General features: G+C 72.4%; 17 protein-coding genes. 6 read left to right on the top strand and 11 right to left on the bottom strand.

Translation table 11 applies throughout. The annotated features are described in order from the left end of the window. Positions 1–112 precede the first annotated feature (112 nt). Entirely contained in the window at positions 113–1,411 is a 1,299-nt protein-coding gene (locus tag IE239_RS12565; protein WP_229878055.1) for a hypothetical protein, read from the bottom strand. A gap of 310 nt (positions 1,412–1,721) precedes the next feature. Here IE239_RS12565 and IE239_RS12560 point away from each other — a divergent pair, with 310 nt between their 5' ends. The 4 genes from IE239_RS12560 (at position 1,722) to IE239_RS12545 (ending at position 5,207) form a co-directional block, all read left to right on the top strand. Beyond that, entirely contained in the window at positions 1,722–1,943 is a 222-nt protein-coding gene (locus IE239_RS12560; RefSeq protein WP_190149351.1) for a hypothetical protein, read from the top strand. A 1,637-nt stretch (positions 1,944–3,580) separates the two neighbouring features. Further along, the gene (locus IE239_RS12555) at positions 3,581–4,009 is read left to right on the top strand and encodes a hypothetical protein (RefSeq protein ID WP_190149350.1); all 429 of its coding nucleotides are present in this window, start codon (positions 3,581–3,583) and stop codon (positions 4,007–4,009) included. Continuing rightward, entirely contained in the window at positions 4,003–4,236 is a 234-nt protein-coding gene (locus IE239_RS12550) for a helix-turn-helix transcriptional regulator (RefSeq protein WP_190149349.1), read from the top strand. Before IE239_RS12555 ends, IE239_RS12550 begins: the two co-directional genes overlap by 7 nt. Continuing rightward, complete coding sequence (locus tag IE239_RS12545) at positions 4,233–5,207, top strand: NAD(P)-dependent alcohol dehydrogenase (RefSeq protein WP_190149348.1); 975 nt, start codon at positions 4,233–4,235, stop codon at positions 5,205–5,207. The genes IE239_RS12550 and IE239_RS12545 overlap by 4 nt, the downstream gene beginning before the upstream one ends. Here IE239_RS12545 and IE239_RS42010 read toward each other — a convergent pair. From IE239_RS42010 to IE239_RS12520, 5 genes are all read right to left on the bottom strand, one after another. Then, positions 5,197–5,472 (bottom strand): ferredoxin, encoded by a 276-nt coding sequence (locus IE239_RS42010; protein ID WP_229878054.1) that lies wholly within the window; start codon positions 5,470–5,472, stop codon positions 5,197–5,199. The genes IE239_RS12545 and IE239_RS42010 overlap by 11 nt on opposite strands. Positions 5,473–5,497: 25 nt before the next feature. Next, complete coding sequence (locus IE239_RS12535) at positions 5,498–6,010, bottom strand: hypothetical protein (RefSeq protein WP_190149502.1); 513 nt, start codon at positions 6,008–6,010, stop codon at positions 5,498–5,500. A 311-nt stretch (positions 6,011–6,321) separates the two neighbouring features. Beyond that, positions 6,322–6,717, bottom strand: a complete 396-nt coding sequence (locus tag IE239_RS12530; RefSeq protein ID WP_190149347.1) for a luciferase domain-containing protein — start codon at positions 6,715–6,717, stop codon at positions 6,322–6,324. A 113-nt stretch (positions 6,718–6,830) separates the two neighbouring features. Continuing rightward, the gene (locus IE239_RS12525) at positions 6,831–7,760 is read right to left on the bottom strand and encodes a TIGR03943 family putative permease subunit (protein WP_190149346.1); all 930 of its coding nucleotides are present in this window, start codon (positions 7,758–7,760) and stop codon (positions 6,831–6,833) included. After that, positions 7,757–8,923, bottom strand: a complete 1,167-nt coding sequence (locus IE239_RS12520) for a permease (protein WP_373308086.1) — start codon at positions 8,921–8,923, stop codon at positions 7,757–7,759. The genes IE239_RS12525 and IE239_RS12520 overlap by 4 nt, the downstream gene beginning before the upstream one ends. A gap of 194 nt (positions 8,924–9,117) precedes the next feature. Between IE239_RS12520 and IE239_RS12515 the strand changes: the two genes are divergently transcribed. Next, positions 9,118–11,112, top strand: coding sequence for an NAD-binding protein (locus IE239_RS12515; protein ID WP_190149500.1), 1,995 nt, complete (start codon positions 9,118–9,120; stop codon positions 11,110–11,112). Between the two features lie 48 nt (positions 11,113–11,160). Here IE239_RS12515 and IE239_RS12510 read toward each other — a convergent pair whose 3' ends face one another. Next, positions 11,161–12,978 (bottom strand): S9 family peptidase, encoded by a 1,818-nt coding sequence (locus IE239_RS12510; RefSeq protein WP_190149345.1) that lies wholly within the window; start codon positions 12,976–12,978, stop codon positions 11,161–11,163. A 146-nt stretch (positions 12,979–13,124) separates the two neighbouring features. Here IE239_RS12510 and IE239_RS12505 point away from each other — a divergent pair, with 146 nt between their 5' ends. Next, complete coding sequence (locus IE239_RS12505) at positions 13,125–13,964, top strand: SURF1 family protein (RefSeq protein ID WP_190149344.1); 840 nt, start codon at positions 13,125–13,127, stop codon at positions 13,962–13,964. Here the strand turns inward: IE239_RS12505 and IE239_RS12500 are convergent. The 4 genes from IE239_RS12500 to IE239_RS12485 form a co-directional block, all read right to left on the bottom strand. Next, positions 13,934–14,962 carry a hypothetical protein gene (locus tag IE239_RS12500; protein WP_190149343.1) on the bottom strand — a complete coding sequence of 343 codons (1,029 nt, stop codon included), beginning with the start codon at positions 14,960–14,962 and terminating at the stop codon, positions 13,934–13,936. The two genes, IE239_RS12505 and IE239_RS12500, sit on opposite strands and share 31 nt — an antisense overlap. Positions 14,963–15,117: 155 nt before the next feature. After that, positions 15,118–15,792 carry a SigE family RNA polymerase sigma factor gene (locus IE239_RS12495; RefSeq protein ID WP_190149342.1) on the bottom strand — a complete coding sequence of 225 codons (675 nt, stop codon included), beginning with the start codon at positions 15,790–15,792 and terminating at the stop codon, positions 15,118–15,120. Positions 15,793–16,130: 338 nt separating this feature from the next. Continuing rightward, entirely contained in the window at positions 16,131–17,204 is a 1,074-nt protein-coding gene (locus IE239_RS12490; RefSeq protein WP_190149499.1) for an aspartate-semialdehyde dehydrogenase, read from the bottom strand. Beyond that, positions 17,204–18,481 carry an aspartate kinase gene (locus tag IE239_RS12485; protein WP_190149341.1) on the bottom strand — a complete coding sequence of 426 codons (1,278 nt, stop codon included), beginning with the start codon at positions 18,479–18,481 and terminating at the stop codon, positions 17,204–17,206. Before IE239_RS12485 ends, IE239_RS12490 begins: the two co-directional genes overlap by 1 nt. Between the last annotated feature and the right edge of the window lie 37 nt (positions 18,482–18,518).

Here is an 18,518-nt window from a genome sequence, read left to right as displayed (position 1 = left end):
AATGACGCCCAGGAGCGGCACCCACATCCCGATAACGCCAGGGCTGGGAGAAAACCGGGAGATGATCTTCTGCCGGAGGGTCCGCCGGAGTCCGGTGGTGCGTGTCATGGCTTCAGTGGGCTTCCTCCGGTTCGCCGGATGTCTGGGGAGGAACGTATCTGCCGTCGTCGAACGGGGTGAACCAGGACCTGAAGGCCGTCGAGGCGACTCGTGGTGCGGCTCTCGTGGAGGCTTCGTCCCCGAACGCGTCGGCCGAGTCGTCGTGGAGCCACTCCTGGCCCATGTCCCCGTACGGCTCGTACGTCGCGTACACCTGGTACGCCCCGTACACGTTGTCCGTGAACGTGTCGAGCGCGGCCGACACCTCCTCGTCGAGGAGGCCGTGCAGCTCCAGGGTCGTGGTCGCCTGGTTCAGGAGGAACCTCAGGGCTATCTCCTCGGCGACGCAGTTCAGACGACGGAAGCTGCCGTCGGTGAAACGGGTGGTCAGGGCGATCACCGTCACCAGGAAGCGGCGCGCGAAGCGGGCGTCGTACTGGAGGGCATAGCGGTCGGGGAGGCGTTCCAGGTGCCACAGGGGGCCTTCGCACTCCGCGACGGTGGCGTCCTCCTGGGCCAGGACCTGGACGTCCTCGAACAGCTCCTCCACCAGGATGTCGGCCGCGTAGACCAGTGCGCCGGCGGCGAGTCCCGGAGCGCTGCGGCGTCCGTCGTCGCGTTCCGCGCGCGGCTCGGCGGTGCCGTCCGCACGGCCGTCCGCACGGCTGTCCGCGCTCCTTGGGCGCCGGTCGGCGTCCTCGGGCGTCACTCCCGCCGTGTCGGCTCCGTCGGTGTCGTCGACTCCGGCGGGTGCGTCGTCAGCGGGGGCGCCGAACATCGTCAGGGGGAAGGAGCGCAGTTCGTCGGCCATGGCGAGGATCCGCGTGCGCACGGCCGCCGTCCTCTCGCCGTCGTCCCGGCCGGTGCCGTGGCCGTCGTCGGCTTCTTCGGGGGGCGGGGCCGCCATGTGGCGGGCCTTGCGGGCGGCCGGGTCGTCGGGCGGGGCGTCCGGGCCCTCGGCCGCGTCGAGGCTGGCGTGGGCCCGGTCCTGGTGCAGCTCGACCTCGCAGCGCTCGATCGTCCAGTCGGCCAGCAGCTCGGTGCGTTCCAGCAGCTCGTCCACGAGCACCTGAACGGAGTCCTCCGCCGACTCCAGTGCCGGAGCGTCCACGACGACCTTCAGAAGGGCCCCGCCGGGGTGGACGGACACGATGGTGTCGAGCAGGTCGACCTTCACGCCGTCGGGCCCCTCGACGGCCCGGACAGAGTCGAAGCCGTCCTCGATGAGTGCCACGGCGCCGGCACGCTGAAGCGGATCCATCTCCGGAGTGCCCTCCGGGATGCAGGTGTCCACGGTCACTACGTACGTCACGTGCCGAGCCTGTCAGGAGAGGGCGGCCCAGCGCGAGGGAGATGCCCGGTCCGCGAAGTGAAATCCGGTCTGCGAGGGCCGGCCGGCCGGACTTCACGCCACAAGTGTGCCGGATGCAGAAAATCAGTCGAAGTAAACAAGGCGTCAAACAGGCGAGGCGTCCGCCGCCCCGTCGGCATCGAAACCCCAGGTCAGGAGCGTGCGGTCGCGGATTCTCCGCTCTGCGGCGACGGGCGTCGGCCGGGTCCGTGCCGAAGAGCGCACGCGGACGGCTGCCTCGAACCGACCACCGCAGGCCATACTGGAGTCAATGACAAAGCCAGCTGCACAGAAGCGCTACTTGCCTACCAGCCCCTTCAAGGCTCCGGTCGCCCCACCGCCCAAGCAGTTCGCCGTGGGCGACCAGGTCACGCACGACATGTACGGCCTCGGCCGGGTGATCGGCATCGAAGACGGCATCGCGGCGCTCGTGGATTTCGGGTCGGCGCAGGAGCGGATCTTGAGTCCGTACGCCAAAATGAGCAAGCTGTAGTACCGCTGTGCCCGGTCACGGCACACCGGGCCCCTGAGCGGGCCTGTATCGAAGGGGAGACCTCTCATAGACCTGACCTCGCTGTTCTCCGCCCCGGAAGGGGCCCTCTCGCACTCCGCCGCGGCGTCGCCGCCGCCGGTGACGAACCCGTTCCAGGCCCCGGACTTCGGGGATGACGAGACTTTTCCGGGCTCCTTCGCAGCCGAGGACCCGGACGTGTCCGGCTCGCATGCGAGCACGGTCCGCCGCAGGGCGAGCTAGTCCGGACAGCTACGTTCACGGCCGTTCAGGCGGGATGCCGAGCAGACCCGCCTCATGGGCCGTCCGGCCATGAACGCAGTACGACTCCGACTTCGGCATGCCTGTGGTGCCTGTGGTGCTTCTGGTGCCTGTGGTGCTTCTGGCGCCTGTGGTGCTTCTGGTCCTGGTGGTCGCCCCCGGCCGGAAGTCTCCCGGTCCCGCGCCTCCGTCGGCCCGTGCACTCCGCGGAAGGCTGAGCGGCGGCCTTCATTCCTGTGCCCCCGTACGTCTTCCCGTGCCCTCGGGCGTCTTCTCGTGGTCCGGATGCCGCCTCATACTCCGGATGCCTCCTCATGCTCTGAGCGCTCCTCCGCGCTGGGGCTGTGCGACCGTGCTCCGGCTCCACGGCGCCCGTGTCCCGGCCCGCACGCCCGTTCCTTCCGGCTCGTGACGCCCGCTGCCGACACGGATGACGTCGTTCTGCCTGATGGTGAGCGGGCGGACAGCCGACCGGCGCAGAGTGATCCCGATCACAACGGCAGGGCAGGTGAGCAGTCGACCCCCGCCGGACCAGCAGCCTTGTTAGCCTTGGCCATAGCCCGGTCGCTGGTGCATCCCCCGTCGCCAGCGACCGGGTCTTTCGCTGCCCGCTGGCAGCGCGGCCCGCAGGGTGAAAACGCGCCTGAGGCCTCCACAGTGACCGCGGTCCGAGACAACGACCGGCATCAGCGGGAGAAGGACCGGGCCCGTCGACCCGAAGCCGCCGCGCCACGACCGGTGCGACGGAACGCGACACCGGCCTGACTCCGAGGAACTGGAGTCAGGCCGAGTACCGGCACATCGAGGCGTTCCCTGTCCTCGTTCAGGAGCGTGCGGGGGCAGTGCCGCACGGTACGCCGAACGCGTAAGCGAGGGACTCGGGGAGTCTGCGTCCGCGCCGGGTGCGTCGGCCCTCCCCCCGCTCGGGATCCGCTTCGGCGTCCTGCCCGTTTCGTTCTTCGGAGCCGCCCCTTACGACTTGGCCTTCTCCTCCTCGGCGGCAGCCTTCTCCAGCGCGGTGAGGACGTCCTGGCCCACGTGCGTCCCGGCGGCGGCGCGGTGAGCACGCGTGGTGGCGGACCTGCGGCGTCTCCCGCCGCTGCCCGCCCGTCCTGAAACGCCGGATCACCCCCTCGCTCAACTACTGCCGCAACCGCTCGAGATACGGGCCGTACTCGCCGATCGGCAGATACGGCTCGATGAACTCCCACTGCACATCCCTCAGTTGCACTCGCGTCACGCAAGACGATCCACCGGAGGCACTCGGCAGCCAACATCCGTGTAAAGAAAGCTTGACATCATGTCGAGGTTGTTTGACACTCCCAGATGTCAGGTTCTATTCACAAGGGGAGCCGGTAGTGGCATTCGAAGAGAAACGGGCCTGGATCCTGGCCCTGGTCACGACCACGTCGTACGCGGCGTACCTGGCGGTCGTCCTCGGGCGGGGCGGACATGCACCCCTCGCTCACGCGCCTTATGCGGCAGCACTGTTGTGGACGGTCGGCGGCTCAATCGCCGCGTCGTTCGCGCTGCACGTCATCGTGTCGACCGTGTCGCCCGAGGGTGCGAACGTCAAGGACCAGCGCGACGGGGAGATCCACCGCTTCGGCTCGTACATCGGCCAGTCGTTCCTGGTCATCGGCGGCGTAGCCGGGCTCGTCCTGGCGATGGCCCGCGTCGACCAGTTCTGGATCGCCAACGCGATCTACCTGGCGTTCATCCTGTCCGCGCTGCTCGCATCCGGGGCGAAGATCGTCGCCTACCGGTTCGGCCTCCACCGGTGGTGAGGCCGACCAGGGTCACCAACGCGATCCGGGCCTTGCGGTTCGCCCACGGCGAGATGACCCAGGCCGAACTCGCCCGCCGCATCGGCGTGACCCGCCAGACCGTCATCGCCATCGAGCAGGGCCGCTATTCTCCCTCGCTGGAGATGGCCTTCCAGATCGCCCGAGCGTTCGCCGTTCCGCTCGAAGACGTCTTCCAGTACCCCCGATCCGAGGAAGAGACTCCATGAAGGCCATCGTCCACAACCGCTACGGACCGCCCGAGGTCCTGCGCCTCGAGGAGGTCGCCAAGCCGACGACGCCCGGCAGCGGCGAGGTGCTGCTGCGCGTCCACGCCTCCGCGGTCGATCAGGGCGTGTGGCACGTCACGGCCGGGCTGCCGTACCTGATCCGCGCCACGCCCTACGGCCTGCGCGGGTCGAAGCCCCGCGTGCGGGGCATGGACGCGGCGGGTGTCGTCGAGGCCGTCGGCCCGGGGGTGAGCCGCTTCCGGCCCGGCGACGAGGTGTACGGCACCTGCGACGGAGCATTCGCCGAGTACGCGTGCGCCAAGCAGGACCGGCTCGCACCGAAGCCGCCCGGCCTGGACTTCGCGGCGGCGGCTGCGATACCCGTGTCCGGATGTGCCGCCCTGCAGGCCCTGCGGGACGCCGGACGCGTGCGGGCCGAGCAGCGGGTCCTGGTCATCGGCGCGTCCGGCGGGGTGGGCAGCTTCGCCGTCCAGCTCGCCAAGGCCTTCGGCGCGCACGTCACCGGCGTCTGCAGCACGGCCGGTACGGACAGGGTCCGTTCCCTGGGCGCGGACGAGGTCATCGACTACACCCGCGAAGACCCGACGGACGGCGCCCGCCGCTACGACCTCGTCCTCGATATCGCCGGAAACCGGCCGCTGCACCGGCTCCGCCGCGCCCTCACCCCGCGCGGAACCCTCGTCATCGTCGGCGGCGAGGGCGGCGGCAAGTGGACCGGCGGCATCGGCCGCACACTGCGGGCACTGACGCTGTCGCCGTTCGTCGGCCAACGACTGCTGGGGCTCGTCTCCACACAGAAGCACGACGATCTTCGGCTCCTCGCGGACCTGGTCGAGGCCGGCTCCGTGAAGCCCGTCGTCCACCGGACGTATCCGCTGGCCGACGTCCCCGAGGCCATCCGGTATCTGAGAGGCGGTCAGGCCAGCGGCAAGATCACCGTCAGCGTGTGAGGAACGCCTCCAGCCGTCCCGGCTGTCCGGGTTCAGCCCCAGCCTGGGGCCGGCGGCAGCGGTCAGGCGGGCGGATCGGGAGCGGACGGTCGGCCGCGAGCGCGCGGCGGTGCTCGGCCATGTCCCGCACCTGCGGATCCTCGCCCGACTCCTCGCGTCCCGGTATGACGGCTCCGAAGCCCTCCACCGCGGTGAAGACGGAGGGCACGCGGTGCGCGCACTCTCCGGAGCCGTAACACGCCTCGGGGTCCACGGAGACTCTCATGCGACCTGCCTGCCCGCCGGACGGGTCACCCAACCGGCCTTCCCGCCACGGCCATCCAGTGCGCGACCCGGCGCAGCGTGGTCTCGTCGACGCGGTCGACCAGGGTCCGCACGGCTGTCTCGTCGTCCGGGCCGAGGTCGTAGAGACCAGCCTTGCTCAGGCCCGCCATGAGGACCTGGTGCCGGCGGTCGTCCAGACGTTCCGTGTGTCTGGCGTGGCCGGTCCTCACCGCGTCCTCGGCCGGCGGGACGGCGGGCTCCGGCGCGGGGGCGTCGAGGGCGTTCGCCGCGGCGGGGTCGAAGCGCTGCCACTCATCGCCGTCGGGGCCCCAGAGGGCGACCGTCACCTCGTCGCCCCTGGCCCGCTTGACCTGCGTCATCTCACCGATCGCGTACAACACGGGCGTGCGGTCCGGGGATTCGGCGGCGCACCGCCAGGACGCCGAGAGCGGGTCGTAGAACATCGCCGCCCAGCGGGGGGTACCCGGCGGCGGCGGGCTCTGCGGAGGCCGGGTCGAACGGTCCGGGTCGGCCGCCATGGCGCTCACCCCTTCTGCTTCGGCACGTGTTCCGGTGCGGCAGACCATAACTGACGGATCGTCAGGTAGCCAGCCGGTCGTCGTGGAACCCCACCGGACCGCTGTGCCGACGGACTCACGGACTCACCGGCTGACGGGCTGACGGGCTGACGGAGTCACGGACTGACGGGCCGCCGGCAGATCCACGGACGGGACGGCCTGACGGGCGACAGGGCCGACGGCCGACTGGCCAACTCGCCGACTGGCCGACCGACCGACTCGCCGACCGACCGACTCGCCTATCGGGCAACGGAGTTGATGAGCAGCGGAGCTCAGACGCCGCCGACGCTTCCGCGGGTGAGCGTCGCTTCCCGGTGGTCGTTGCATCGCGGGAGCGGCGCGTCATCGGCGCCGGGATGCCGTTGATGGGCCTGCAGAGCGGCGCTGACCAGCGTCATGAGCAGGTCGATGTCCGTCTCGCACTCCAGATGGACGGTGACCCACGACGAGCCGGGCAGCAGCCGGATGGCCGTGGAGTGCCTGAGGTCCTTCTCGAACCGGCGGATCGCCTTGGCCGTGAGATGCAGGTCGACACTCCGGTCGGAGTGGAAGTGCACGATCTCGACAACGCCCGAGCGCAACGCCCGGCCGGTGCCGCAACTGGGCCGGCCCTCCGCGAGGTCCGGCCAGATCGCCAGTCGTGTCATGGCACGCGAGGCCGCCGTCATGGCCCCATCATGAGGCGCTCACCGTCCGGCCACCAGAGGTTGAGGAAGGCTTAACCGAGCTGATCGCGGAAGGCGGCCGCGCTCCGGCACCGATCGTGATCCGCGCGGAACCCTCAGTTGTTCCACGACTCGTCGTAGGGGTCACTGGGCGTCGGCGCCGGCTTGGCCTGCGTGACCTTCAGGAAGGGGATCGGGCCGCCGTTGACCGGGTCGCGGGCGGTGCGCGGGGTGTAGACGCCGGTGACGGTCAGCCAGGCGTCGGGCTGGAGGACCGGGGGGATGCGACCGGTCAGGCCGATCTTGACCGGCTGGGCGTCGGCAGCACAGCAGTTGAGGGCCATGCGGACGAGGTAGGGGGTGCCGTCCTGGTCCAGGGCCACGAAGCCGGTCAGCCGGACGGCCCGGCCCGCGAGGGAGCGGCCGTGGTCGTAGACGGCCCGGCCCGCGTAGTCGACGACGCCGAGCGGGAGGGGGTCGGTGGCGGGGAGGGACGGGTAGGCGAGCGGCTCCTGCAGGGCCGTGCCGGTGCGGGTCGCGCTGTACGAGCCGAGGGCGGGCGGGGCGACCAGGATCAACGCCAGGAGGGGCAGGATCAGCAGCCAGGCGACCCGGGGTTCGGGGTGGGAGTGGGCCGCTTGTGCTTGTGCCTCTGCTTCTGATGGCGCCTGTACTCGTGCTTGCGCACGGGCATGGTCGTCGCTCTGCGCGTGGGCATGGTCGTCAGCCTGCGCGGCGGCCCGCGTGTGGGTCCGTGAGGTGGGGTGGTCGTGGGGGTGGTCCTCGACCCGCGTGTGGGCGTGGTCCTCGGCCCGCGTGTGGGAATGGTCGTGGGTCTGTGGGCCGGGTTCCTGGCGGTGTCGCTTCGTTCGGCGCCGCTCGTACCACCCCGTCGCCAGCGCCGTCAGGATCAGGACCGCGCCGGCCGCCAGCAGCAGCGGACGCAGGCCCGCCTTGACGTAGCGCAGGTACAGGTCGGTGGCGCCGGCGTGCAGCAGGGCCGCGCCGAGGAGGAAGAGGACGGCCGACTGGGACTGTCGGTTCACAGCAGCACCCACCCCGTGAGCAGCGCCGACGCGATGGCCAGCGCGAAGGTCGCCGGGGCGAAGCGAAGCGCGAAGCCCCGGCCGAACGTGCCCGCCTGCATCGCGAACAGCTTGAGGTCGATCATCGGGCCGACCACCAGGAAGGCGAGCCGGGCCGTCAGGGAGAACTGGGTCAGGGAGGCGGCGACGAACGCGTCCGCCTCCGAGCAGATGGAGAGGATCACCGCGAGGAGGGCCAGTGTCAGGACGGCCACCGCCGGGTTGTCCGCGGCCGTGCGCAGCCAGCTCGCCGGGGCGACGGCCTTCAGCGTCGCCGCCGCCATCGCGCCCACGACCAGGAATCCGCCCGCGTGCATCACGTCGTGCCGGACGGAGTCCCAGAACGCCTCCCCCCTGCTCTCCCCCTCGTGCGGCGCGTGGGCCGGCAGCCGCAGCCAGTCCGTGCGGCCCAGCCGCTGCCACAGCCAGCCCATCGCGCACGCCGCGAGCAGACTGGCGGCGAACCGGGCCAGCACCATCTCGGGGTCGCGGGGGAAGGCGACGGCCGTCGCCGTCAGCACGATCGGGTTGATGGCCGGGGCGGAGAGAAGGAAGGCGAGAGCCGCGGCCGGGGTGACGCCCCGGCGGACCAGCGCACCCGCCACGGGGACCGACGCGCACTCGCAGCCGGGCAGCACCGCGCCCGCGAGCCCGGCGACCGGCACCGCCAGCGCGGGGCGCGCGGGCAGCGCGCGGGCGAAGAAGGAGGGCGGCACGTAGACGGCGATGGCCGCCGACAGCAGCACCCCGAGGACCAGGAACGGCAGCGCCTGGACCACCACCGCCACGAACACCGTCATCCAGCTCTGCATCACCGGCGCGGACAGCGCACGGCGGACCGGGCTCTGCAGCAGCACCATCAGGAGCAGCAGCATGGTCAGGACGAGCGGGGAGCTGAGACGTGCGGGCCGGTCGGACGCCCCGACCGCCACCGCCGCCCCCGCCGCCTCCTCCTGGACGCCCCGCCGGGCCTGCGGAACCTGCCGGGCCTGCGGGACCCGCTCGGTCGGTCGGTCCTGCCGGTTGTGCTCGTCCGGCCCCTCGTGGGGGGCCTTGCGGTCTCGGGCGTCCTGCCGGTCCGGACGCGTGCCTTCCTCGTGCGGGGCCGCTTTGGCGATGGCCACGGGTCGGGCACCTCCGGCTTCCGGGTTCTCCCTGTTGCCTGTTTCTCGCATTCCCTCCCCTTTCCTACGAGAGTTCCGCCCCGGGTGTTCACGTACTTCGTGGAACCTTCCGCCCCGGTGAGGCAGTCTTCTCCCTCGTGGGAAGCGTTCCGAACCAGGGTCGGCCGCCGGGCGCCGCCGGCGCGCACGCGCACATGGTGGTGTGCGGCGACGACGGCCTGGCGCACCGGCTCGCCGCCGAACTGCGGGGCGTCTACGAGGAACAGGTCACGCTCGTCGTGCCCCCCGCCGAGCGCATGGTCCGGCCGCCGGTCGTCGGACGGGCCCGGGCGGTGTCGGCGGCGCTGCTCGACCGGGTGGTGAGCGCGGCCGTCAACCGGGCGGCGGGCAACGGCACTCATCCCACGGCCACGGGTGAACTCGGTGGCGGTCAGCGCACGTTGGAGGCCCTGGAAGCCACCGAGGCCGTGCTGGCCGAGGCGGGCGTGGAGCGGGCCGCCGCGCTGGCCCTCGTGTACGACGACGACGAGACCAACATCCGTGCGGCCCTCACCGCCCGCCGGCTCAATCCCCGGCTGCGGCTGGTACTGCGGCTCTACAACCGGCGGTTGGGCCAGCACATCGAGGAACTCCTCGATCAGGCGGCCGCGTTGGCCACCGGCAGCCGTCCCGATTCCACGGATTCCCCCGATTCCCCGGATTCGACGGGCTCCTCCGCCTACTCGAGCTCCTCCGGCTCCTGGGGCTCCTCGGGCTCCTCGGGCTCCTCGGGCTCCTGGGACTTACGCGGGGACGCGTCGACCACCGTCCTGTCCGACGCGGACACCGCCGCTCCCGCGCTCGCGGCGACCGCCGTGGTCGGCACCAGCAAGGTCGTCCAGACGGGCGGCCTGCTGCTGCGCGCCGTCGAGCGGCCGCCGTCCGGGGCCGGGGACGCGGGCGGGCCGGGACGCCTCACGCTCGCGCTGCTGTCCGCGAACGGCGGCGACCCGGCGTTCGCGGACGGCTCCGAGACCAGCGGCGAGCAGGGGCCGCTGCTCCTGCCGGACGCGGCGGCCGTGCGGGAGGCGGCCGCGTCCGGCAGACGCGGGTCGGTCGTCCTGGAGCAGGTCGCGTACTCGGCCGGTCCGGCGCTGCCCTCCGGGCGGGGCGCCGGGGTGCTGGCGCCGTTCGCCTCGCTGTTCTCGCGGCGGCTGCGGTGGTCGCTGGCGGGGCTGGTCGGGTGTGTGCTCGCGCTGGCGGTGGCGTTGTGGCTGGCGACCGGGATCCACCCGCTGGGCGCGCTGTACCTGACGCTGCTGGACCTGTTCGCCATCAACGACCCCGCGGTCGGGGCCACCACCGAGCGTCAGGTCCTGCAACTCCTCTCCGGGCTGATGGGGTTGCTGCTGTTGCCGGTGCTGCTGGCGGCGGTGCTGGAGGCGCTCGGGACGTTCCGCGGGGCGGGGGCGCTGCGCCGGCCGCCCCGGGGGCTCGGCGGGCATGTCGTGCTGCTCGGGCTGGGGAAGATCGGCACGCGGGTGCTGATCCGGCTGCGTGAGCTGAACATCCCGGTGGTGTGCGTCGAGGCGGGGCCCGAGGCGCGCGGGCTGGCGGTGGCGCGGCGGCTGCGGGTGCCGGTGGTGCTGGGGGACGTCACCCAGGAGGGGGTGCTGGAGGCCGCGAAGATCCACCGTGCGCACGCGCTGCTCGCGGTGACCAGCTCCGACACGACGAACCTGGAGGCCGCGCTGTACGCGCGGTCGCTGCGGCCCGATCTGCGGGTGGTGCTGCGCCTGTACGACGACGACTTCGCGACCGCCGTGTACCGCACCCTGCGGGCGGCGCATCCGCAGGCGCTGACCCGCAGCCGGAGCGTCTCCCACCTGTCGGCGCCGTCGTTCGCCGGGGCGATGATGGGCCGTCAGATCCTGGGCGCGATCCCGGTGGAGCGGCGGGTGCTGCTGTTCGCCGCGCTGGAGGTCGCGGGGTGCGCGCAGTTGGAGGGGAGGACGGTCGGGGAGGCGTTCCGGGCCGGTTACTGGCGGGTGCTGGCGCTGGACACCGGGCGTGAGCGGCAGGGTGGGCCGGGGCTGGTGTGGGACCTGCCGGACGAGTACGTCCTGCAGGGCTCGGACCGGGTGGTGCTGGCGGCTACCCGCCGGGGGCTGGCCCAGTTGCTGCGGCGCCGGCGGCAGGGGGCCGGGTGATGTCACCCCGCTCCCCCGCCGCCGGTCCCCGCCCCTCTGCCGAGCGGTTCAGGAGTTCAGGTGGCGTTCCGCGAACTCCAGTTCCAGGCGGACCTGCTTGATGCGTTCGTCCACCACCAGGGAGCCGTGGCCCGCGTCGTAGCGGTACACCTCGTGCACCGCCCCTCTCGCCTCCAGGCGCTCGACGTAGTTGTCGATCTGCCGGATCGGGCAGCGGGGGTCGTTCACACCGGCCGAGATGTGGACGGGGGCCCGCACCTTGTCGACGTACGTCAGCGGGGACGAGGCCTCGAAACGCTCGGGGACCTCCTCCGGGGTGCCGCCGAGCAGGGTGCGGTCCATCGCCTTCAGAGCCTCCATCTCGTCGTGGTAGGCCGTGACGTAGTCGGCGACGGGGACGGCGGCGATGCCCACGGCCCAGGCGTCGGGCTGGACGCCGAGTCCCAGGAGGGTGAGATAGCCGCCCCAGGAGCCGCCGGTGAGGATCAGCCGGGCGGGGTCGGCGAGGCCGGAGCTCACCGCCCACTCCCGCACGGCCTCGATGTCCTCCAGCTCGATCAGGCCGACCCGGTGTTTCAGCGCGTCCGTCCAGGCACGGCCGTAGCCCGTGGAGCCGCGGTAGTTGACCCGCACGACCGCGTAGCCGTGGTCCACCCAGGCCGCCGGCGCCGCCGCGAAGGCGTCGCTGTCGTGCCAGGTCGGGCCGCCGTGGATGTCGAAGACGGTGGGCAGCGGGCCGGTGGCGCCCGCGGGCTTCTGGACCAGCGCGTGGATGCGGCCGCCGGGGCCCTCCACCCACACGTCCCGCACCGGGACCGAGCCCGGGGACTTCGGGCCGGGGGGATCGAGGACCACCTCGCCGGTCGTCGAGTAGACCGCGGGCGGCCGGGCGGAGGAGGACCACAGGTACTCCACGCTGCCGTCCGGGCGGGCCGTCGCCCCGGAGACCGTGCCCGGCGGGGTCGGGATCCGCTCCAGGGCGGCGCTCGCCAGGTCGTAGCGGAACATCTCGCTGCGGGCCTCGAAGCTGTGCACGACGAGCAGGCCCGAGCCGTCCGGGTACCACTCGGCGCTGACGTCGCCGGGCAGATCGAGGTCCAGATCGGTCTCGGAGCCCGTCGCCACGTCCCAGACCAGGGGTTCCCAGCGGCCGCGGCGCTGGTGTCCGATGAGCAGGCGGGAGTCGCCGTCGACCGGGGCGAAGCCGAGCACCTCCAGGCCCAGCTCCTCGGTGCCGCCGCGGGTGTCGTCCAGCTCGGCGACCTTCGTGCCGTCCGGGCGCAGGACGCGCAGCGCGGAGTGCATCGCGTCGCCGTGCTCGGTGTGCTCGACGGCGATCAGGCTGCCGTCGTGGGAGAGGTCGCCGACGCCCGCGGACTCCCGGTGGCGGTAGAGCTCGAAGGGGGGCTCGCCGGTCCGGGCCACGTGGATCGTCGTGCCCTCCTCGTCGGTGGAGCGGCCGACCACCGCGGTGCGGCCGTCGCGGCCGAGGGCGAGGCCCGCCGGGTAGGAGGGGTCGAGGCCCGGGGCCGCCAGTTCGTCCTCGCCGCCGGTGAAGGACTGGCGGCGCCAGACTCCGAACTCGTCACCGTCCTTGTCGTCGAACCACCAGATCCAGGCGCCGTCCGGGGAGAGCACGCCGTCCGTCGTGCCGTTGGCCCGGTCGGTGACCTGCCGTCGTTCACCGGTGGCACGGTCCCAGGCGTACAGCTCGTACGTCCCGGTCGCGTTCGACACGAAGAGGGAGTGGTCGGGGGCGTCCTGCGCCCAGTCGGGCAGCGACACCCGGGGCGCCCGGAAGCGCTTCTCCCAGTCAGGCATGTCCTCGTATCGGTCGGGTGCGGCGGACCCGTTGCTCTCAGTCATGGCCCCATACTGCCCGCCCGCGCCCACAAAGAGACGCCAAGGTTCCCAGCCTGTGGACAACTTCCCACCGTCTTCGCACCCGCTTCCCACCGAAGAGGCTCACCCCGCGGGGTACGGGCCCGTCGCGGCCCCGTACCGTGGGGGGCGTGTACCGGTTTCTGCTGACGCCCCGCTGGTGGGGGATCAACGTCTTCGTGCTGCTGGCCATCCCCTTCTGCGTGTTCATGGGGTCCTGGCAGCTGAGCCGGTTCGAGGCGCGGGTGGACGACCATCGTGACGCGAAGGCCCAGGCCGAGTCCGCCCGGACGGACCCCGCCCGCCCGCTGGCCGAGCTGCTGCCCGTGGACAAGGCGACCTCCGGCAGGCAGGCCACCGCCACCGGCCGCTACGGCGAGCAGCTGCTGGTGCCGGGCCGGGAGCTGGCCGGGAAGAACGGCTTCTACGTGCTGACCCTGTTGCGCGTCGACGGCGGCAGGGCGCTGCCGGTCGTGCGCGGCTGGCTGCCGGGCAGGGCCGACGCCGCGAAGGCCCCGGCGCCGCCCGCCGGCGAGGTGACCGTCACCGGGGCGCTCCAGGCCTCCGAGCAGCCCGGCGACGACGGGGTGAGCGCCCGGGGCGGCCTGCCGGCCGGGCAGACCGCGGCGATCAGTGCCGCGTCGCTGGTCAACCTGGTGCCCGACGACCTCTACGACGCCTGGATCACCCTGGACACGGCCGGTCCGGGGATGACGGCGGTGCCCGCGAAGGCGGCGGCCGGCACGGGGCTCGATCTGAAGGCGTTCCAGAACCTCGGCTACACGGGCGAGTGGTTCGTCTTCGCCGGGTTCGTGGTGTTCATGTGGTTCCGGCTGCTGCGCCGCGAGGCGGAGTCCGCGCGGGACGCCCGGCTCGGGATCCTCCCGGAGGAACCCGCGGCCGCCGGAGCGCCCGTGGCCGCCGGGTCGCCGGACCGGGCTCAGGACGAGGCCAGCACGCCCGTCCGGTAGATCGTCCCCGCGCACGCGTTCGGCACGGTCGCCTTGGCCACCGCCGAGCCGTCCTCGGCCTTGTACGACACCACGACGCTCCCGTCGGCCGTGCCGTCCGCGGCGTACAGCTGGGCCGTGGCGCCGGAGGCGGTCTCGCCGCCGGTCGTGCCGGGCTGGCCGCTCGGCGTGGGCGAGGGGGAGGCCGTGCCGCCGCCGTCACCGCCGTCTGCTCCGCCCGTGGCGGGGCAGGTCTGCGAAGGCGCCCAGGCGAACTTCACCTCGTAGGCGGAGCCGGGCGCGAGGGTGAGCCGGGCGACGTCGAGGGAGGGGTCGGGCAGCCCGGCCGCCACGTCCCCGGAGGCGTGCGCCGACACGGTGATCTTCGAGGCGTCGGCGGCGCCCTGGGCGTCGTACGTCAGGGAGACCGCGCCCCCGACGGTGCAGGCGGCGGTCGAGGAGTTCTGCACGCGGAAGACGCCGTAGACGATGCCGGCCGCGTCGGGGACGGCGACGGTGGGGTCGGCGGCCTTCAGCTGGGCGGGCAGGCAGCCGGGCGGGCTCGCCGGGGAGGAGACGGCGGGGCCGGCGGAGGCGGTGCCGCCCGAGGACTCCTTGCCCGGGCCGGAGCCGGTGGCCCCGCCCGTCCCCGGTTCGCCGCTCTTGCCCGACGAGTCGCCGATCTCGCCCGAGGCGGCGCCGTCGGGGTTCTTGCCCTGGTCCACGCCACCCAGCGCCTGGGAGGCCCGGCCGGCGACGGAAGGGTCGGCGTCGGAGCCGCCCGCGTTCGAGACGTGCAGCACGGCGGGGACGGCGGTGCCGAGGAAGAGGGCCGCGGCCGCCATGCCGACGGCCGCCTGCCGCTTGCGGGCCCGCCGGACGGGCACGGCCCGCCGCAGGTGGTCCAGGGCGCCGTCACGGGGCTCCAGCTCCTGGACGGCGTCCTGCAGCATCCGGCGCAGTGCCGGCTCGTCCGAGTCGAGCCCGTCGGGGCCCTGGTCGTCGAGGCGGTGGTTCACGGTTGAGTTCCCAGCGTGCGATTGCTTCGGCTGTTGTGCGGGCGACGGCGGCCCGTGCCCCGCGAGGGGCTCGTCGCGCTCGGGACCGTCAGGACTGCCGGGCCCGCCGGGGCCGTCGGGGAGGCCGTGGGGGTCCCGCTCTCCGGCTGCTCCGCTCACGCCGACGCCTCCATGGCTCTGCGCAGGGCCGCTATCCCGCGCGAGCCGTACGCCTTGACCGAGCCGAGGGAGATGCCGAGGGTCTCGGCGACCTGGGCCTCGGTCATGTCCGCGAAGTAGCGCAGCACGAGGACCTCGCGCTGCCGGCGCTGCAGGCCCTTCATCGCCTTGATCAGCGAGTCGCGCTCCAGCTGGTCGTAGGCGCCCTCCTCCGCGCTGGCCATGTCCGGCATCGGCTTGGAGAGGAGCTTCAGGCCGAGGATGCGGCGGCGCAGCGCGGAACGGGAGAGGTTGACGACCGTCTGGCGCAGGTAGGCGAGCGTCTTCTGCGGGTCGCGGACGCGCTTGCGAGCGGAGTGGACGCGGATGAAGGCCTCCTGGACGACGTCCTCGCAGGAGGCGGTGTCGTCGAGGAGGAGGGCGGCCAGACCGAGCAGCGAGCGGTAGTGGGCCCGGTAGGTCTCGGTGAGGTGGTCGACGGTGGTGCCGGCGGCCACGGCGTTCTCGGCGGCTTCGGCGCCGTCACGCTGGCTGGGGACGCGGGCGGGCCGCGCTGCGGGCATGGGCGCGATCACCGGCATGCCGCCGGACGTGCGGGGCCGCACGGAGCCGCGCGGCGGCCGCAGGGCGGCGCCGCGGGGCGCCACCGGGAGTTCGAGTACCTCTGCCACGCCAGTTGGACACACTTCCCCCCGTGGAGGTTGTACGCGTCCGGCGTCTCTTTCGCGTCGGCCGAGGCCCCGCGCACCCGTCTCATGTGTCCCGCTCTTCCCCTGTATCCCATAGGAACGGGCGCCCCCGCGCCCGGACCACGGCATCCCCATACGCTGTGATCGCTCACACGCCTGCGCACACCGAAGGGTGACCGCAAAGACGCCCCCCGCCCTGCGCGCGGTTGCGGAGGGCGGGAGGGAAATCTTCGGATGCCAAAGGTGCCCGATACAAGTGGTTCGGACCGTCGACCGGCTCACATTGCCTGAAAGATCTTACAATCCTCGATGCACGCTGGTCAGCGCCCCTCGCCGTGGGACAGTTCCGCCGCCAGCAGCTCCGCGATCTGCGCCGTGTTCAGGGCGGCCCCCTTGCGCAGGTTGTCCCCGCACACGAACAGTTCCAGCGCCGTCGGGTCGTCCAGGGCGCGCCGCACCCGGCCCACCCAGGTGGGGTCGGTGCCGACCACGTCGGCGGGCGTGGGGAACTCCCCCGCGGCCGGGTTGTCGAAGAGGACGACGCCGGGAGCCGTCGCGATGATCTCGCGGGCCCCGTCGACGGTGACCTCGTCCTGGAAGCGGGCGTGGACGGTGAGCGAGTGCGTGGTGACGACGGGGACGCGCACGCAGGTCACCGCGACCGGCAGCCTGGGCAGCCCGAGGATCTTGCGGGACTCGTCCCGCACCTTCATCTCCTCCGAGGACCAGCCGTCCTCGCGCAGCGACCCCGCCCACGGGACGACGTTCAGGGCGACCGGCTCCGGGAACGGCCCCGTGTTGTCGCCGACGGCCCGCCGCACGTCGCCCGGGTGCGTGCCCAGCTCGGTGCCGGCGACGAGCGCGATCTGCTGCCGCAGCGTCTCCACCCCGGCCCGCCCGGCCCCGCTCACCGCCTGGTACGAGGACACCACCAGCTCGCGCAGCCCGTACTCGGCGTGCAGCGCGCCCAGGGCGACGATCATCGACAGGGTCGTGCAGTTGGGGTTGGCGACGATCCCGCGCGGCCGGTTGCGCACCTTGTGCCCGTTGACCTCCGGGACCACCAGCGGCACGTCCGGGTCCATCCGGAAGGCGCCGGAGTTGTCCACCACGACCACGCCCCGGGCGGCGGCGACCGGCGCCCAGTGCGCGGCGACCTCGTCGGGGACGTCGAACATCGCGACGTCGACCCCGTCGAAGACCTCCTCCGACAGGGCCAGCACCTCGACCTCCTCGCCGCGCACGACCAGCTTGCGGCCGGCCGAACGCGGCGAGGCGACGAGTCTGATCTCGCCCCAGACGTCGGCACGCTGGGACAGGATCCGCAGCATGACCGTGCCGACCGCCCCGGTCGCCCCCACGACCGCGAGCGTCGGCCGGCGCGTTGCCGAGATCAACGCCCGGTGCCCCCGTAGACGACGGCCTCGTCGCTGTCGGAGTCGAGCCCGAAGGCGCTGTGCACGGCGCGCACCGCCTCGTTGACGTCGTCGGCCCGGGTCACGACCGAGATGCGGATCTCGGAGGTCGAGATGAGCTCGATGTTGACGCCCGCGTCGGCGAGAGCCTTGAAGAAGTCGGCCGTCACGCCCGGGTTGGTCTTCATCCCCGCGCCGACCAGGGAGATCTTGCCGATCTGGTCGTCGTAGCGCAGCGAGTCGAAGCCGATGCCGGACCGGTTCTTCTCCAGGGCGTCGATGGCCTTGCGGCCCTCGGCCTTGGGGAGGGTGAAGGAGATGTCCGTCAGGCCCGTGGAGGCCGCGGACACGTTCTGCACGATCATGTCGATGTTGATCTCGGCGTCGGAGATCGTGCGGAAGATCGCGGCGGCCTCGCCCGGCTTGTCCGGCACGCCGACGACCGTGACCTTGGCCTCGGAGGTGTCGTGCGCGACACCGGAGATGATGGCCTGCTCCACCGGCTTGTCCCCTTGCTCGATCGGTGCACTGCTGACCCACGTGCCCTCGTGACCGCTGAAGGACGAGCGGACGTGGATCGGGATGTTGTAGCGGCGGGCGTACTCCACACAGCGGTGGAGCAGCACCTTGGAGCCGGAGGCCGCGAGCTCCAGCATGTCCTCGAAGGCGATCCAGTCGATCTTGCGGGCCTTCTTCACCACGCGCGGGTCGGCGGTGAACACGCCGTCCACGTCGGTGTAGATCTCGCAGACCTCGGCGTCGAGCGCGGCGGCCAGGGCCACGGCCGTCGTGTCGGAACCGCCGCGCCCCAGCGTGGTGATGTCCTTCTTGTCCTGGCTGACGCCCTGGAACCCGGCGACGATGGCGATGTTGCCCTCGTCCAGCGCGGTCCGGATGCGGCCCGGCGTGACATCGATGATCCGGGCTTTGTTGTGGACCGAGTCGGTGATCACGCCTGCCTGGCTGCCGGTGAACGACTGGGCGCTGTGACCCAGGTTCTTGATCGCCATAGCCAGCAGGGCCATGGAGATCCGCTCCCCGGCGGTCAGCAGCATGTCGAATTCCCGGCCGCTGGGCATCGGTGACACCTGCTCGGCGAGATCGATCAGCTCGTCCGTCGTGTCGCCCATCGCGGAAACGACGACGACCACCTGGTGGCCGTTCTTCTTCGCTTCCACGATCCGCTTGGCGACGCGCTTGATGCCCTCGGCATCGGCTACGGAGGAGCCTCCGTACTTCTGCACGACAAGGCCCACGTGCGCTCCTCGCTCAGTTTGTCTCTTTCCCGCACAT

The organism is Streptomyces humidus (assembly GCF_014649655.1).
GTDB lineage: Bacteria > Actinomycetota > Actinomycetes > Streptomycetales > Streptomycetaceae > Streptomyces > Streptomyces humidus.
The sequence above is the reverse complement of the archived record's forward strand: the minus strand, read 5'-3'. Positions and strand labels throughout refer to the sequence as shown.